The sequence below is a fragment of the Methyloglobulus sp. genome, from assembly GCF_964779595.1.
Window position 1 is genome coordinate 12,913 of sequence record NZ_CBAROL010000019.1, and the last position, 16,601, is coordinate 29,513.

17 protein-coding genes are annotated in these 16,601 nt (G+C 44.8%); 1 reads left to right on the forward strand and 16 read right to left on the reverse strand.

Annotation, left to right across the window (positions count from 1 at the left end; all coding sequences use genetic code 11):
* Positions 1–43 precede the first annotated feature (43 nt).
* From AC1YY3_RS08315 to AC1YY3_RS08340, 6 genes are all read right to left on the reverse strand, one after another.
* Positions 44–1,831, reverse strand: a complete 1,788-nt coding sequence (locus AC1YY3_RS08315; protein WP_481824372.1) for a hydrogenase maturation protein — start codon at positions 1,829–1,831, stop codon at positions 44–46.
* Positions 1,832–1,888: 57 nt separating this feature from the next.
* Positions 1,889–2,119, reverse strand: coding sequence for a hypothetical protein (locus AC1YY3_RS08320; RefSeq protein ID WP_481824373.1), 231 nt, complete (start codon positions 2,117–2,119; stop codon positions 1,889–1,891).
* A 110-nt stretch (positions 2,120–2,229) separates the two neighbouring features.
* Positions 2,230–2,925, reverse strand: coding sequence for a GlxA family transcriptional regulator (locus tag AC1YY3_RS08325; protein ID WP_481824374.1), 696 nt, complete (start codon positions 2,923–2,925; stop codon positions 2,230–2,232).
* Entirely contained in the window at positions 2,910–3,266 is a 357-nt protein-coding gene (locus AC1YY3_RS08330) for a type 1 glutamine amidotransferase family protein (RefSeq protein WP_481824375.1), read from the reverse strand. The genes AC1YY3_RS08325 and AC1YY3_RS08330 overlap by 16 nt, the downstream gene beginning before the upstream one ends.
* 176 nt (positions 3,267–3,442) lie before the next feature.
* Positions 3,443–4,459: a pyridoxamine 5'-phosphate oxidase family protein gene (locus AC1YY3_RS08335; RefSeq protein WP_481824376.1), complete on the reverse strand. Its 1,017-nt coding sequence runs from the start codon at positions 4,457–4,459 to the stop codon at positions 3,443–3,445.
* Positions 4,460–4,502: 43 nt separating this feature from the next.
* On the reverse strand, positions 4,503–5,909 hold the full coding sequence (locus tag AC1YY3_RS08340) for an FAD-binding oxidoreductase (protein WP_481824377.1): 1,407 nt from the start codon (positions 5,907–5,909) through the stop codon (positions 4,503–4,505).
* Between the two features lie 432 nt (positions 5,910–6,341).
* Between AC1YY3_RS08340 and AC1YY3_RS08345 the strand changes: the two genes are divergently transcribed.
* Complete coding sequence (locus AC1YY3_RS08345; protein ID WP_481824378.1) at positions 6,342–7,271, forward strand: hypothetical protein; 930 nt, start codon at positions 6,342–6,344, stop codon at positions 7,269–7,271.
* 107 nt (positions 7,272–7,378) lie between these two features.
* On the opposite strand, the gene lysS is transcribed toward AC1YY3_RS08345, so the two are convergent.
* The 10 genes from lysS to AC1YY3_RS08395 all read right to left on the reverse strand — a co-directional run bounded on the left by lysS (position 7,379) and on the right by AC1YY3_RS08395 (position 16,357).
* The gene (lysS, locus tag AC1YY3_RS08350) at positions 7,379–8,878 is read right to left on the reverse strand and encodes a lysine--tRNA ligase (RefSeq protein ID WP_481824379.1); all 1,500 of its coding nucleotides are present in this window, start codon (positions 8,876–8,878) and stop codon (positions 7,379–7,381) included.
* A 37-nt stretch (positions 8,879–8,915) separates the two neighbouring features.
* Positions 8,916–9,872 carry an AvaI/BsoBI family type II restriction endonuclease gene (locus tag AC1YY3_RS08355; protein WP_481824380.1) on the reverse strand — a complete coding sequence of 319 codons (957 nt, stop codon included), beginning with the start codon at positions 9,870–9,872 and terminating at the stop codon, positions 8,916–8,918.
* Entirely contained in the window at positions 9,865–10,269 is a 405-nt protein-coding gene (locus tag AC1YY3_RS08360) for a DNA cytosine methyltransferase (RefSeq protein ID WP_482194407.1), read from the reverse strand. Before AC1YY3_RS08360 ends, AC1YY3_RS08355 begins: the two co-directional genes overlap by 8 nt.
* Entirely contained in the window at positions 10,259–10,996 is a 738-nt protein-coding gene (locus tag AC1YY3_RS08365; RefSeq protein ID WP_481824382.1) for a DNA cytosine methyltransferase, read from the reverse strand. Before AC1YY3_RS08365 ends, AC1YY3_RS08360 begins: the two co-directional genes overlap by 11 nt.
* A 1-nt stretch (position 10,997) precedes the next feature.
* Positions 10,998–12,096, reverse strand: a protein-coding gene (prfB, locus tag AC1YY3_RS08370) for a peptide chain release factor 2 (RefSeq protein ID WP_481824383.1) whose coding sequence is annotated in 2 segments (ribosomal slippage) — positions 10,998–12,020 and positions 12,022–12,096 — 1,098 coding nt in all. Because the reading frame shifts where the segments join, the coding sequence is not laid out codon by codon here.
* Positions 12,097–12,237: 141 nt separating this feature from the next.
* Complete coding sequence (locus AC1YY3_RS08375) at positions 12,238–12,612, reverse strand: hypothetical protein (protein ID WP_481824384.1); 375 nt, start codon at positions 12,610–12,612, stop codon at positions 12,238–12,240.
* Between the two features lie 16 nt (positions 12,613–12,628).
* Positions 12,629–13,291 carry a hypothetical protein gene (locus AC1YY3_RS08380; RefSeq protein WP_481824385.1) on the reverse strand — a complete coding sequence of 221 codons (663 nt, stop codon included), beginning with the start codon at positions 13,289–13,291 and terminating at the stop codon, positions 12,629–12,631.
* A gap of 66 nt (positions 13,292–13,357) precedes the next feature.
* Positions 13,358–13,783, reverse strand: coding sequence for an EamA family transporter (locus tag AC1YY3_RS08385; protein ID WP_481824386.1), 426 nt, complete (start codon positions 13,781–13,783; stop codon positions 13,358–13,360).
* 4 nt (positions 13,784–13,787) lie between these two features.
* Positions 13,788–13,976, reverse strand: a complete 189-nt coding sequence (locus AC1YY3_RS08390) for a hypothetical protein (RefSeq protein WP_481824387.1) — start codon at positions 13,974–13,976, stop codon at positions 13,788–13,790.
* A gap of 2 nt (positions 13,977–13,978) precedes the next feature.
* Positions 13,979–16,357 carry a DNA translocase FtsK gene (locus AC1YY3_RS08395; RefSeq protein WP_481824388.1) on the reverse strand — a complete coding sequence of 793 codons (2,379 nt, stop codon included), beginning with the start codon at positions 16,355–16,357 and terminating at the stop codon, positions 13,979–13,981.
* Positions 16,358–16,601: the final 244 nt, after the last annotated feature.

The following is a 16,601-nucleotide window of genomic DNA, read 5'->3' on the forward strand; positions in this document are numbered from 1 at the left end:
TTTTTTAGCCTGGGAGTTTTTTTATGCCCCATCCATCCTTTTTTTAGTTCACGCTTTGTATTAAAGCAACTGGGCTGCCATTTCTTTCCCTTAGTGACAAAACACTATTATCGTTGCGATCAAATTGTCGATGGTGTGCCAAGCGTTCCGGCGTTTCCGTTGCTGGCATCTTATACACAAATTGTTTCCGGGCGGGATGATAAGGCGAATTCGCTTTATAGAAATCTTCCCGCATGTGCCTTAATTCTTCCTGGCGATAAACCTTTAACGGCTTGATAAATTCATCATGGCTACGCCTTAGCACTTTGCTCTCCAGTATTTTTTCGTAATTATTGCTTTGGGCAAGGGTTTCAACCATGATCTCCACTTTGTTATCAAAAGCAGTTAACAGCTCAGGTATGATGAAATCAATCAAGCCGATTTGCTTGGCTTCTTGCATACCCATAGGCAGACAACCTTCTGTTATTTCAAGGGATTTTTCGTAGCCGACCCGTTTAGGTAAGCTATACGTCCAGTATTCTGAGCCATACAAACCCATGCTTTTGTAATGGCAGTTAAATACCGCGCCTGATCGCACACACACCTTATCGCAAGCCAGTGCAAACGGTACGCCACCTGCTCCGGCATTGCCATGAACCGCAGCAACGGTTATTTTGGTCGTGGTATTGAGAATAGCCAAGATAAGGTCATCAATCGCATTAATATTATGCCAAGACTCCTCGGCGGGATTGTCTGCCGCTTCGATAACGTTGAGATGGACACCATTTGACCAGGTAGACCTTCCCCCTATCAACACCAATACCCGTGTTGGACGATTGCGTACCTCAATGACTGCATCACGTAAGCGCAAGCATTGTTCGGTACTCATCGCGCCATTATGAAAATCAAAATGCAAATATCCGACCGAATTTTTCTCTTCGTACCAGATTTCCCTGAAGGTGTTGGGTGTGCTGTGGTAGATGCTAATCGGAATTTCCGGCAGATCTTTTATCTTCTCGCCCAAAACCATTGCGGCCGGTAATTTAAGGGTCGGTTTATCGCCATTTGTGGCCTTGCGTTTAAGGTGCGACAACCAGATTGCACCATCGCTTGTAGCGCGACATATTGCGCCTAATCGGGTGGCAAGCAACTCACCAGGATCACCCAGATGGCTTTCCCCTAAGGTAATTTCCCTGGTCGCGCCGTAGAGATAATAGTCATTGCCAAATAGAGTATCAACAACACCAGGACTGCCATCGGCAGCGCGTATCTTATCCAGGATGGTATCGGTAGAATCAACCTGCCAATCTATGCGACGATCTTGTTGCTGCATGTTAGGTCGCAGTTGTCCATGTACATCAGGATTGTTGTAATCCAGGGGTTCTGGTTTAAAGCAGGCATCCTGAAAGCGGTCTAGCGTTTGCAATACCACCTTGACCGCCGCCTCGGTAACTTCTACGGAGTAGACACTGCTTTTGGTGTCGGGACGCATTTTAAAAGTTGCGGTTGCCCAAATATCACCTGCATCCATTTCAGCGGCGGCTTGTAATGCAGTCACACCCCATTCCGCTTCCTGGTTTTGGATCGCCCAATCAATGGATGATGCGCCACGATCACCTTTAATGCCTGGATGCACGACTACGCAGACATAATGCCGCCATATACTTTCTGGGATTCTATGCTTTAAAAACGGGCAGATGATGATGTCAGGCTTAAACAATTGCACACCTTCCAGCATGGTTTGCTCATTAATAGCGACTTCAATGGAGACAGTATGTCCACATTGCAAAAGCTCAATGTGGACTCGTTGCGTTAAGCCGTTGTAAGCTGATGAAAGTAATAATATTTTCATGGTGCATTGTTCCTTAATGGGCTATTTTAATGATGATGTTTTAACAATACTTTTGCCTTATCCCATAGGAACACCGGTGTGATGAACCTGACCATACCAAATCTTCTGATTGTGTAACGTACCCATGACGTGCATCAATTCAATAATGCGTTTATGGCTATCTACGGCTACGCTGTGTGTCTCGGTAGCATCTAAACGCGAGAACTGGCTGATTTGAGACCGGATTGAAGATTCAATCAAATCAACTTCCTTAATACTTAACTTAAACATTGTGTTGTAACTGGACATACATTTCTCCTTATAAAACGGTGAAAAAACAATTTCATTTTTAAAACGATACTTTCCTTGTAATCATTGCTGCCCCAACTTACGAAACCGCGCAGGAATGATGCAAAACGTTATCCTGCTATCTTAAAATATGCCCGATGCTCTTGCGGTGTCGTCTTCAACAAGCGTTGAAATGTCCGCCGCATCTGTTCCGCATTGGTGAAACCACAATTGGTAGCGACACTTTCCATGGGCAAATCAGTTTGTAACATCATATTCCTGGCAGCCTCCAGGCGAATTCCTTCGACAAATTTAGCCGGTGTCACACCAATTTCCTGACAGAACAGCCTGGAAAAATTACGTGGACTCATAGCCATTCGTTCAGCCAATTGTTCAACACCTAAGTCGGCTTGTGGATTACTGACTATCCATGCCTGTAAATCACGAAAATCTTTACGGGTTTTTGCTTCATTGAACACGTAGCTACTAAACTGCGATTGCCCACCGGGACGGCGCATAAAAATTAACATTGCACGCGCCACTCCCGCAGCAATTTCCCAACCCCAATCTTCTTCGACCAAACTCAAGACCAAATCAATGCCAGCGGTAACGCCGCCGGAAGTGTACATATTGCCATCACGGACAAATATCTTATCGGGTTCAACCCGGATATTTTGATATTTCTTCGCCATTTCATCACAATACAACCAATGGGTAGTCGCTTTGCGGCCATTCAGCAGGCCGCTTTCCGCAAGTACCAAAGCACCTGAACAAATAGAACCCATCCTTCTTACTTTGGGCATCATGTGCATTAACCACGCCCGCATTTTGGTATCTTGCACGGCTGAATCGACACTTGCACGGCTGAATCGACAGATGCCGATCCCGTTACCAGTAAGGTATCAACGCCCTCATCCAGATCTTCGTAGCCTTTATCGGCAACAATACAAATTCCTGACGATGTTTTAACTGGCCCGCTTTTTTCAGCAACAATAGTCAATGTATAAGCAATTTCGGACGGTGAAATCCGACCCAGCATTCGCAAGGCATGATTGGCAAAATTAAACACATCCATCGGGCCGCATACATCTATCAACATGCAGTCTGGATACGTTAACATCGCAATATGCCGATGTTGCTGAGTGTAGGTAGGCTTGACGTGATTCATAACAAGCTCCAGTGGGTAAACTTAGCAGTTATTCTGCGCTTTTTTATTGCAGACACAATGACAATAACCCCTCTTTTTCGGACAAACTTTTAGCTTGTTTTGCCAAGTTGTAGGCTGGTTTGCTAAACCCAACAACTATATGAAAATACTGGATTTAGAAACGTCTCGTACCGAATTCATGACTTACTTTTCTTCGACAAATTCGTCATCAGCTGAGTAATTTCATGCTCAGGTACATCCAATTCGACCAAGGTAGCTTTTAGGTGGACTAACGCCATATCCAAAAGCTCATCACTCATGCGCGAATTGCTTTGTTGTCGATAAAGTTCGCGTAGATTTTCTGGCAAATCTTGTTTTTCCTCATAAGCACCAAATACGGTCTTTAGGAAATGTTTTTGCTTATCCAACAGTTTTTGGAGATTGATTTCATTAATCAACGGACTTAGCTGCTCATCTAGCAACAACTTCCGTGTAACCGCTTCGGCAATGGCTTGAATCGCCGCTTCACCGCCGATTCTTTGATAAAGTGGAATATCCTGCAAGGCAAAAAAATCACTGCGTTTTAGTCCGTCATCATCGGTACCCCAGGTAATGTCTTTTTCCGCTTTTTTGAGCAGAGGAATGTGTTTGGAGCAATGGATATAGGCTTCTTCTATCTCGACCATTATCCAGCGTTCTGGGCGAAACCTGCCCTCGGCTTTCAGCTCGTCAATGACATCTTTAGACAATTCTTTGCGGTATTTCAGCAAATCGTCATTTTCGACAATTTTTGCTTTGCCGTTCACATGCAGCCCAACGGTGCTGGCAAAAAAATCTACGAAAATCATGCCAATATGCGGGTTTTCGGTGATATTGCCTTGGCTTGCCATCACACCATTACCGCGATATTCTGGATACACCAGATAGTTATCGTTAAGTGTCCTAACAAAACCCGGCTTGCCGAAACGGAAGGAACAATCGCAATCGCCGTGTTTGTCCGACGTGGCTATAAACAGCACTTCTTGCCGAGCGATGAATTCTTTCATGACCGGCGATAGATAATTTAATACTTGCTTGTCGTAAAAACGTAATGCACGTTGCATAGTGCCATATTTTTGTTGTAAAAAATGCTCACCTTCAGACCCTGGAAGTAAGGTGAGCGGAGCTACAGAAGACGGCACAATTCTTGGTTTGGCTTTAAATAATCGGAACATGTTGTTCTCCTTTATTATTTAACCGAGTGCTTACAATACCTGCTTACACATCTAACACAGCATTGGAAGACGGATAGGCACAGCAAGCATAAACCCAGCCTTTCTTTCTATCGAAATTGGCGATTTCCGCTTGCTCGGTCATTTCAACGCTACCTTTCAGGCATTTGACCATGCACTCTCCGCAGTTACCGGCACGACATTCGTGATCTATGGAAACTCCAGATTTTTCCGCGAGTTCGAGCAGTGAAACACTGCCATCGGCAACAATGGTTTTACCGGATTTGGCAAATCTGATCCGATAGCTTCCAGTTGTGCTTCTCGATGGGCGACCAATAATGGATGTTTGAGCGGAAGCTTGGTCTTTTGTTTGTTCTATTACTTGTGGACTGTTGACGGTAAAGCTTTCACAAAACAGGTGTTCTGCTGGCAGTTTCAGCTTCTGCAAATAATATTTGCAGTCTTCCATGAAGGCATCTGGTCCACACAAATAAACTGCCCGTTCTGGCAAATCCGACACCAGCGCATTAAGCATTTTTTCGTTAATACGCCCCAATAAGCCCGTCCATTGATTGAGTACACTCGGTTCTTTTGTCAAGGTGATAAATAATTTGATGTTTTTATGGTGAGCGGCGATCAAATTAAGTTCTTGGCAATAGATGATGTCGTAGAAGGTTTGAAACGACAGCAATAGCGTGACATCAACCTGCGCCTCGGTATCGGCAAGCCAACGCAACATGGACATAATCGGCACTATGCCGCTACCTGCCGCCAAAAATAGGATTTTTGGGGGGTTGCGCTTTGCACAACTGAATTTTCCGTAAGGTCCTTTTACATTGAGGGTGTCACCAACTTTTAGATGATCGTTAAGCCAATTGGAAACCACACCATTCGGCGATTTTTTTACCGTAATCTCCAGAATGCCTGGATGGGAAGATGTAGAAGCCAGACTATAGGAACGTTTGTGTTCCTGCCCTGAGATGACCACAGACAGCGTAATATATTGACCTGGCAGATAATCAAACACCTGCCCATCAAGCCTGCCGAGCCGGAAAGTCTTGGTATCACTGGTTTCGTCATAGCAATTCAACACGGTGAATTGCGTACTTTCTGCGACACTGCTTGCCATATCAAACCCGTTAACTGACGCTAGCGACCCATTTTTACTCTTGGATTGAGCAAATTCATCAGCATCCAGATTGCCTTCCGATAACACTGAGCCATGTTCGACAAACGCTAGAGAGTTAGCTGTATCAGCTTTCAGATTATCCTGATATTCGCCACCATCAGAAAAAAATGCACTGAATGGAATTTTCGCCAGTCCAGCATCATCTTCATGATAGCGATGGGCAAAATAGGTTTTACTATTCAGCGCAGTTTTCGATGTGCAAGTTTGTTTGAACAACTGATGTGTCCAGAGTTTTGCTGATTTTTTATTATCGTTATTATTCATAATCATCCCTGCCCGACGATTGCCGTGATTTCACAGATTATCTGACTTGTTAAACTAAAGTGTATGCAATTACATAGTATTTAGTCTGTTACTATTTCCACTTGAATTTAGTGATATATTCACTATCCGATTACTGCTGCGTACCAGAATAACAGCAAAAACAGCTATTTTCGCCCTACTTAAGGAGGGTATATAGCCGATTTGATGGTTATTGTTAAAGGTAATTGTGCGCTGTTATTTTGCAGTCACAATGACAATAATCCCTCTTTTTCGGACAATTTATTAGGCTGGTTTTGTGAGCAGGGTGGTTGCTTATAGCCAAGTGAAGCTTGAAATCACCTGATTTATGCACAATATTACGGCGTTTTGGTTACAATCTCGGTTTAATCCTGAGTTGTGCTAACGCCTAATCATGTTGCGACTAAGCTAACTATGAGTAACGAACCTTTCACTTTCGAGCAAATTCATATCGAAGTAGCGCGAAATGCATCCGATGACTTTAACTTGTTCCACGATAAGCACAAATGGTTACAGATTACCCATAATCCGTTTAGAGGCCCTATTGTTTTGGGCTATCAGCTCAATACCCTGATTGAATACCAAATGCGCCTGTATCGGGAAGCGCATCATGAAAATAAGGTGATTGCCGAGAACAAGCTACGGTTCAGCAATTATCAGATTACTTTTGTTAACGCCGTCAGGCCTAGAGTCCCTGTCTTTCTGGACATTAAAAAGACACTGATTAACACTATCCCTAATCTAACGCTTGCCAATCGCATTTCCATGAAATCCGACGGTAAAACCGTGTTGCTGGGGTTTAAAAAGGAAACGCAAGTGCCGTTATTTTTGGCAGATACTCAACTAGATGGCTTACCTGATCTTAACGAAATCCCTGACCGTAGCATTATTCCTGGCACGGATTACTTTCTCAAACGGAAATACCTGAATAACGGTTCGGTCAAAAACTTTCTGTCCGGCTCTTTTGCCGAACAATCGGATTATTTTGATGAATTAACACAAGTAGCTAATTATCCTGAAATTTTCCCATGCAGCTTGTCATCAGGTGCTTTGCTGGAAAAAGCGCAATTGGAAAACCACGACTTTAAACTCAACCCGATGGTATACACATCGCACGAAATTTCGGTCGATCGCCAGTTTGTCGGTCAGCTTAAAAATAATGACACATTGCATATTCTGGTCAAACAATTACCAGAATCCCGCAATCACACATTGAATCAAACCAACATTCAGCTTAGAAGCTATAACTGTTACGGTTTGTTAGAGAATAATGCTGTGTTGTTCAGGATTACGATGAATCTTGTGCCTTTGAAGGAAATACTCAAAAACCTGGGGCAAAAATAAGTAAGCCCCAGTAGTTTGTACAGTATTGATCATATTACGCAAATGCAGTGTAATATCAAGTATGCTTATGCCCAGCGGTGATAGCCCTCATAAGATTAACTTTTTGCTTAACCCTTAGGTCGCATGTGCGGGAACAACAACACATCCCGAATCGACGGCGAATCGGTAAATAACATCACCAAGCGGTCAATACCGATACCTTCGCCTGCGGTTGGCGGCATTCCGTGTTCCAGGGCGGTGATGTAGTCGGCATCGAAGTGCATGGCTTCATCGTCACCTGCTTCTTTATCTTGTACCTGTTGCTGAAAACGCGCCGCTTGGTCTTCGGCATCGTTTAGTTCGGTGAAACCGTTGGCGATTTCGCGCCCACCGACGAAAAATTCAAAGCGGTCGGTTACGTGCGGATCGTTATCGTTACGTCGCGCCAGTGGCGAGACTTCCACCGGATAAGCGGTGATGAAAGTCGGGTTCATCAACTTGCTTTCGACGGTTTTTTCAAAAATTTCGATTTGTATTTTACCCAAACCATAGCTGTCTTTTACCGGAATCTTCAAGTCAGTGGCGATTTTTACCGCGCCATCACGGGTGCTGATTTGCTCTAAGGTAACGCCGGGATTGAAATGCAGGATGGATTCCACCACGGTCATCCGGTCAAACGGCTTGCCGAAATCGTACTGTTCGCCTTGGTAGTCAATAATGGAATGACCTACGACTTCTTGTGCGATACCGCGCAACATTTCCTCAGTCAAATCCATCAAGTCATGGTATTCGGCATAAGCTTGGTAGAATTCCAGCATAGTGAATTCAGGGTTGTGCCGTGTGGACAGCCCTTCATTGCGGAAATTTCGGTTGATTTCAAATACCCGCTCAAAACCACCAACCACCAAGCGTTTTAAATACAATTCCGGCGCGATACGCAGGAAGATGTCCATGTCCAACGCATTATGATGGGTAATAAATGGACGAGCGGTAGCACCACCAGGGATGACTTGCATCATGGGCGTTTCCACTTCCAAAAACTGCCGTTCGATCAAGAATTGGCGGATATGAGCGACAATCTTCGAGCGTATAAGGAAAGTGTTACGGGTGTCATCGCTCATGATTAAGTCGAGATAACGCTGGCGGTATTTGATCTCCTGGTCGGCGATACCGTGAAATTTTTCCGGCAGTGGGCGCAGGGCTTTAGTGAGCAGCCTGATGTCATCGACCTTAATACTAAGTTCGCCAGTTTGGGTACGAAACAACACCCCTTCTGCACCGATGATGTCGCCAATATCCCACTTTTTGAATTGCTCGTTGTAAAAGCCTTCGGGAAGGGTGTCGCGGGTCACATAAAGCTGAATCTTGCCTGACATATCTTGAATATGCACAAAGCTGGCTTTGCCCATGATGCGGCGGGTCATGATACGTCCGGCGATTTTCACGCGTAACGGTTCGGCTTCGAGTTCTTCCTTGGATTTTTCGCCATATTCCGCCGACAGTTCACCCGCCACCACATTGCGGCGGAAATCGGTAGGGAAGGCTATACCACCGTTTTCGCGTAACTCATTGAGTTTGCTGCGACGTTGGCGAATTTGTTCTTGTTCGTCTTGTTGGATTTCTGACATTTTGTTTAGGTTGTGAAATTGATTTATATGATTATATTCATTTGCATACCAGCCAATCGCAGACCTCAATTAACTGGTCGTCTTTTGTCAAATTGGCGCAATTAGTTAGTTCACCTGAGATGCACTGGTTATAAATTTCTTTAGCCATTGCGGCTTCAATTGCTGCCCCGATGAATACAGTAAAAATATTGATATTTTCTTTCAAGAACGAAGCCCTAATTCTGTTTAAAGCGGCACTTGCTGTTTTCCAATGCTCATCGGCTCCCGCTGGATCAATCCCACCCTTTAGTTCACCTAAAATTAAGTAGTTGGATGGGTTGTTTTTGAATGCCTTAAATTTTTCTGTATGGGTAATGTTTACATCATCATTGTTAAAAACAACTATATCGATATTTTTTTTAACAATTGGTACGGTCAAATCGTAATATAAAAGTCTAGTTTGGTTGTTGTTGATCCAGCGGATAGCTTTTACATCAGGGCTAATTTCTGTCCTAAACGATATTCCGTCAAGCCACTTGATTGCCCGTTTATCAAAGTAAGAAAATGGATAATTTCTAACTTGGAGAGTGGCGATTATATGTTGTGTCAATTTTTCGTTTGCAATGCTACCTACGATATTTCGCATTCTCCCACCAAGGGCATCCCCTAGTGTAAGCAGGTATCTGCTAACAAGCTCATCAACAAAGTTAATTCCTGCGTGGATCAAAAATTCCTCGCTAAATTCACTAAGAATAAGTTCTATGTCTTTTGGTTTTAGATATGCCCGTGCTTTCGTTGAAACACCTGCGGCTTCACAAAGGCTGTCTTTAATATTGCCAATTTTAATTAACTCGTTGGGATCGCTATAATCGGAAACAATTTTTTTAAAGGCTTTGGCTTTTTCAATGTAAAAACATGCTTCTTTGCTTTTCCTGATTGCAATAGATAAAAAACCACTTTTAGTCTCATCATAAGTGGTTTGTAAGTCTATAGGATTTTTTACATGTTTATTCAACTTCAACATCCATAAAAAATTGTTCTTTTATCGATTTAGCAACCACGAAAGCAAGCCCTGGGGGGACAGCGTTACCGACTTGACCAAATTGCGTCATGGTGGTGATTCTTTTGCTGCTATAGGAATCTAACCTTACCCCGGTAAATTCCCAATCCAACGGAAACGATTGCAAACAAGCCAGTTCTCTAACCGTTAACATTCTATCCTCGTAAGGATGAATAAAGTCACGATAACCACTACGTGTTACCGTTGGCGAAGGGATGTTAGGGTCTAGCCGTCTGTAGGTTGAACCAAAGGTTTTTTGCTGCGTTGAAAGTTTTTCGCCTATGGGCACAGATATGATTTTTTCTAATGTTGTAGGTGAATGAGAAGTCATTTGATGATTTTTAATAACCATGTTTTTCGATACGCCCCTTTATGGTTTGTGAAACTCGTTTTGCCGTTTCGGACGGCTCATCTGCATCGGGAAGCCCTCCTATAGCGTCCCATGTTGTTCTATAGGGCAGATTTTTATTACCAAACATATCTGAACCTGCTAACTCTTTCGCTCCGTGTGTTGGATAGGGAAAAGTAAAATTCTTTTTCAATCTATTACCAACGATAAAAAGTCTTTCCCGAAACTGAGCAACACCGTAATCAGCTGCGTTGAGGACGTGGTAGCTAACATCATAGCTATACTCTTTACCGTTATAGATTACTGGGTCTCTGAACTCATTCAACACTGTTTCAAGTGCCTTACCGTTTTCCCAATTCATCATGCCTTGAACATTTTCCATAACAAACGCTTTCGGCAAAGTTTCATGAACAATCCTGACGAATTCGAGGATTAACATGCCACGTTTGTCGCCCATCCCAAGTCTTTTTCCAGCCAAACTAAACGACTGGCATGGGGGGCCGCCTATGACTAAGGCGGGTTCAAGGGGAGTTAAGTCCGCTTCTTTTAGAATATGCGCTGCTTCAATTCCAGAAATATCCCCTTGTATTACTTTCAAATTGGGTCTATTAAGTTTTAGCGTGTTGCAACATGATGGGTCTTGTTCTACTGCGACAGCAATTTCAAAGCCCGCTTTTTCAAAGCCAATGTCCATGCCTCCTGCACCAGAAAAAAGACTTATCACTTTCATGTTATAGCCCACTCTTCAAGCTCGCTTCAATAAACTGATCTAAAGATCCGTCCAAAACAGCCTGGGTATTGCCAGTTTCAACATTGGTACGTAAATCCTTAATCCGTGATTGATCCAGCACGTAAGAACGAATTTGGCTGCCCCAACCAATATCTGACTTGGAATCTTCCAATGCCTGTGAGCTTTCGCTGCGCTTACGCATTTCCAGCTCATACAGTTTTGCTTTCAACTGCTGCATCGCGGTATCACGGTTTCTGTGCTGGGAACGGTCACTTTGGCATTGCACGACAATTCCGGTCGGGTTGTGGGTCATACGTACAGCGGATTCGGTTTTGTTGACGTGCTGTCCACCTGCGCCACTGGCGCGGTAAACATCCACGCGGATATCGGCAGGGTTTAGGTCTATATCAATATCGTCATTAATTTCCGGCGAGACAAATACGGAAGCAAACGAGGTATGGCGGCGGTTGCCGGAATCAAAGGGCGATTTACGCACCAAACGATGGACACCCGTTTCCGTACGTAACCAGCCAAAGGCGTAATCGCCTTCAAATTTGATGGTGGCACTTTTGATTCCCGCGACATCACCGGGCGATTCTTCAATCAATTCGGTTTTAAAGCCTTTGGCTTCACCCCAGCGCAGATACATCCGCTCGATCATGGAGGCCCAGTCTTGCGCTTCCGTGCCGCCGGAGCCGGATTGGATGTCCAAAAACGCATTGTTGGCATCCATTTCACCGGAAAACATGCGCCGGAATTCCAGGTCGGCAACGCGTTTTTCAAAGTCAGCCAGATCATCGACAACGGTGTCAACCGTGGCTTCATCGTTTTCTTCGACCGCCATCGCCAGCAATTCTTCGGCATCGGCCAAACCTTGCTCCAAGTCGCGGATGGTATTGACGACAATTTCCAGTTGCCCGCGTTCTTTGCCTAAGGCTTGCGCTTGTTCGGGGTTATCCCAGATTTTCGGGTTTTCTAGCTCCCTTAAAACTTCAACGAGGCGTTCGCTCTTGTTGTCAAAGTCAAAGATACCTCCTAAGCGCGTCGCCACGGCTTTTCAGGTCAGCGATATGGTTTTTGATGGGGTTTATTTCTTGCATGGAGGTGTGTGATGTTGCAGGGCGTTGATTAATTCAAGCCTGAAATTATATCACTTTATGTCGGATGGGGCATTTTGCCAATTCGTTCGTAGGCTGGGTTGAGGTACGAAAGCCGGCCTACGATCTGCGAAATTCGCTATTTTATTCGACCATACCCAAGACCTTTGTGGCTTCAATACGGGATAGCCGTGTTGTTAAGGCTTCAAGAGATTTAGCTTGCGTTTGCAAGGTTATCATTTGTTGCTTCAGATAGGCAGTTTCTTGGTTCTGCGTTTGAAGTCTGCTTTCTAGTAAAGCAATTTTTTGAGATTGCGTTTTTAATTCTGAAATTTCTCTAGTTTGAGACACATTCTTATCTTTTTCAGATTGCAGTAAGGTGCTTAACCGTTTGACTTCATTGACTAACATCGGGGTCAATTTGTGGTACTGCACAGTCTCAATTTTACCGTCCGCGCCGTAAGCTACCAAGTCAGGGTAAATTTTGGCGACTTCCTCGGCGATCAAACCGTATTCCAAGGGGTTTGAGCCATCGTCATTTTCCTCCTTGTAGCGATAGGTGACCTGGGCGCAATTCTAATAGGCGATGGCTGGCATCGGTCATATCATGAATGTCTTTCTTGAACCGTTCTGATGAATTTATAGTACCTAGCTGCCCTTTGCTGTCTATCATTACAGGCACAGCATTACCCTTTCCAGTCTTTTTACCGCGTATGCCAGCAATAAATATACGTTTTTGTTTTGAACCACCAATACGGACGGTTGCTGATTCACTAGATACCCCTAGATTGCTAAGGTAAAGGTTATTACTACCGGAAGTTAAATTACTGCCAGCTCCAGCACCTAATACAGTGTTTTCGCTACCTGCCGTGATGAGCGAGATTGTATTAGCACCGATAGCTGTATTGCTATTACCACCGATATTACGCCAGAGAGCTTGCGAACCTACGGCGGTGTTACCAGATCCTCCCGAATTTGCATAGAGTGCTTGAAACCCAAATCCGGTATTCCCAAGATCTCTGCGAAAATCAGGAAAAGCATCAATTGGCGTTATATTTAATAATACGCTAGTACCTCCTGCGGTATTGCCATTTGGATCACTTTGGGTAGGATTCGGCGGAGGTGTCGCGGCTTTGCTGAGGGTTATAGCCTGCGAAAAGAGTAGAACGACTATGGAAATAAAAAGTTTGGTTTTCATGATATTTCTCCTGTATATTGAAATACTTGTCTTTGTTCGGCACTCATCATACCAAACTTACCAAACTTATGGCTTCTTAACCATCACCAACAACCCCCCAACAATCAAAGCCCCACCAATAAGAATACGTAGCGTAATCACTTCTTTAAGCAACAGCCATGCGAGCAAGATGGCGACCACGACGCTGCCTTTGTCGATTAATGCGACGGTTGCCACATCACCCAATTTCAGTGCCTTATAGTAAAAAATCCACGATAGCGTGGTGGTAAGGGCGGATAGACTTAGCCAAATAATATTCGTCCGGTTGAGCAATGAAAAGTCATTCAATGGTACGGCAATGGCTGCAAAGCCCAATACGAATAGGCTGACAAATAAGGTACGGATGGTAAGGCCGAGTTCGCCGGAGATACCGACCAAGCCCATTTTGGCGATTACCGAGGTAAATCCGGCAAAGATCATTGAAATTAATGCGAAAGCTACCCACTTTTCCATCTGCTTATTGTTTTTGGAAGTAATAAATCACGGCACACACAGCCAGTTGCAGAAAAATGAAGCCCCAGAAGTACAAGCCAAACAGGATGATTTTGACTTGCTTGGGTTGCTCGGCTGATTTGAATTTGAGGGTTAGCAGGCTAAGTACTGTTGAAAGTATCACCAGCACAATACCAATTACCGCGTATGACACGCTTAATCCCGCATCGGCGGTGGTGCTAACACCATGCGTGTGCCGTTAGTTTCTGCTGGAGTTACCACGCCAGCGGCTTCCATGTCTTCTATCATTGTGGCGGCGCGGTTATAGCCAACCTTAAATCGCCGTTGTAGGCTGGAGATGGAGGCTTTACGGGATTGCGTGACGAATTCCACGGCTTGATCATATAAGCTGTCGGATTCAGGATCGCTGCTGTAACCACCGCCAGATGTACCGAAACCATCGCTGTTTTCAAAGCTTTCGCTGGTGATTTCAGAAAGGTAATTCGGTGGCGCAGTCTGTTTTAAAAATTCGACGACACGATGCACTTCGTTGTCGTCCACAAAAGCACCATGTGCGCGAATCGGGATGCTAGTGCCGGAAGGCAAAAACAGCATATCGCCATTGCCTAACAAGGCTTCCGCGCCGCCTTGGTCGAGTATGGTGCGCGAATCAATACGGGATGAAACCTGAAAGGAAATACGGGTGGGGATGTTAGCCTTGATCAGTCCGGTCAAGACATCGACCGACGGGCGTTGGGTTGCCAAGATCAGGTGGATGCCAGCGGCACGGGCTTTTTGTGCGAGACGGGCAATCAATTCTTCCACTTTTTTGCCGACGATCATCATCATGTCGGCCAATTCGTCAATGACGATGACGATGCTGGGAAGGGTTTCGAGTGTCGGAAATTCTTCGCCTTCCGCTAGTGGGTTTAGCATTTGGAAGATAGGGTCACGAATGGTTTTGCCATTGGCGGCGGCATCTTCAATCAATTGGTTGAAGCCAGCTAGGTTTCTCACGCCCATTTTGGACATTAGCTTGTAACGCCGTTCCATTTCCGCCACTGCCCAACGCAGCGCATTTTGGGCTTCTTTCATGTCTGTGACCACTGGGGTCAACAAATGCGGAATGCCTTCATAAACGGATAGTTCCAGCATTTTCGGGTCGATCATAATCATCCGCACTTGTTCCGGCGTAGCCTTATAAAGCAAGCTTAAGATCATGGAATTGATGCCGACGGATTTACCAGAACCTGTTGTTCCGGCGACCAGTGCGTGGGGCATTTTGCCCAAATCAGCCATCAGGGGTTGTCCTGAAATGTCCTTGCCCATTGCCAGAGTTAGCAAGGAAGTTGATTTTTCAAACGTGCGTGATGCCAGTAATTCACGCAAGGTCACCATTTCCCGTTCACGGTTAGGGATTTCCAGACCGATAACCGACTTGCCAGGAATGACTTCGACGATACGCACGCTGGTGACGGACAACGCCCTCGCCAAGTCTTTGGACAAGCTGCTGATGCGGCTCACCTTAACGCCAGCCGCAGGTTGCAATTCAAAGCGGGTAATGACAGGGCCGGGCAGGAAGCCTACGACTTCTACCGACACGTTAAAATCGGCGAGAATATCTTCCACCAAGCGCGACATTTCTTCCAAGTCGCTTTGGGTATAGCCTTTTACGCGGGTATCCCTATTATCAAGGAGAGTCAGACCCGGTAAAACTTCGCCATTGGTGTCTGGCGAATGCGTAGGGCGCGCCTGTTTTTGCGGTTGTTTAACGGCTGTTTCAACAGGGCTAAAAATCGACGAGGGCAAGGTAGGTAATTTAAGCTCTGACGTAGGTTTTTTCGTCGTGCTAGAGCTAGATGCAGGCATTGACGGTGATGAAGCTGTTGTTGCAGGTTTTTCTGGTGAAAAAACCGGTTTAAAATACGCCTCTAATTTCTGCTCGGCAAATCCAGACACAATGGCAGGTCTGGGGCGATTGCTCACCAATTCCCAGAAACGAAGCACACTATTTCCCACGACATCTACCAATAGAACTGAGTATTTTCCGATTAAATCCAATATTGTTAACCACGACAATTGCGTAGCAAGGGTAACACCCGCCAAAAATGACGCAATCAGCAGCACAGTCGCGCCGGAATTGCCGCACAATAGCAGCAAGCCATCGCCGATTTCCTGACCAATAATGCCGCCTGTATTGCCAGGGAGTTCCACGCTGATTCTTAAAACATGCAGATAAAATAAAGCCGCACTGGAGATAATAACGATGACAGAACCTAGCCAATGCAAGGCTAGCGTCGTTTTCTTGCGGCTTTCTTTGTTGAGGATATATGCAAAGTAGGCATGACGTATAATCACTAAAGGCAAAAGGTACGCCACCACGCCAAAAAAGCTGAAACAAAAGTCTGCTAACCATGCGCCGACTACCCCACCGGCATTAGTGACCGTCTGCACTGTGCTACTGTGCGTCCAGCCCGCATCTTCGTTGCTGTAGGTGAACAGAGAAATCAGGAAAAATAATGCGCCAGCAAAAAAAACCAGCACCGCTACTTCCCGTAAACTCCGAAATGTTTTTTCTTCTAATACAGCAGCCATGATAGAACCCGCTATAAAAATTCCAATGAAACATGATTATAGACCAATAATGAAAGGTTTTACATTAATTAAATAATGAAAAAATTTTACCTCTTTTTCACAGATTTACGCGAAATAAACCCAGGTAATGAACCAATAGATCAAGTAAATCTGCGAAATAGGTACGAAGACTTTTGATGCTGTAAGGTTGAATGGCAAACGGTTTCCAACTTGGCAGAACCTATTAGCAAGCTCGCCTTTTAGA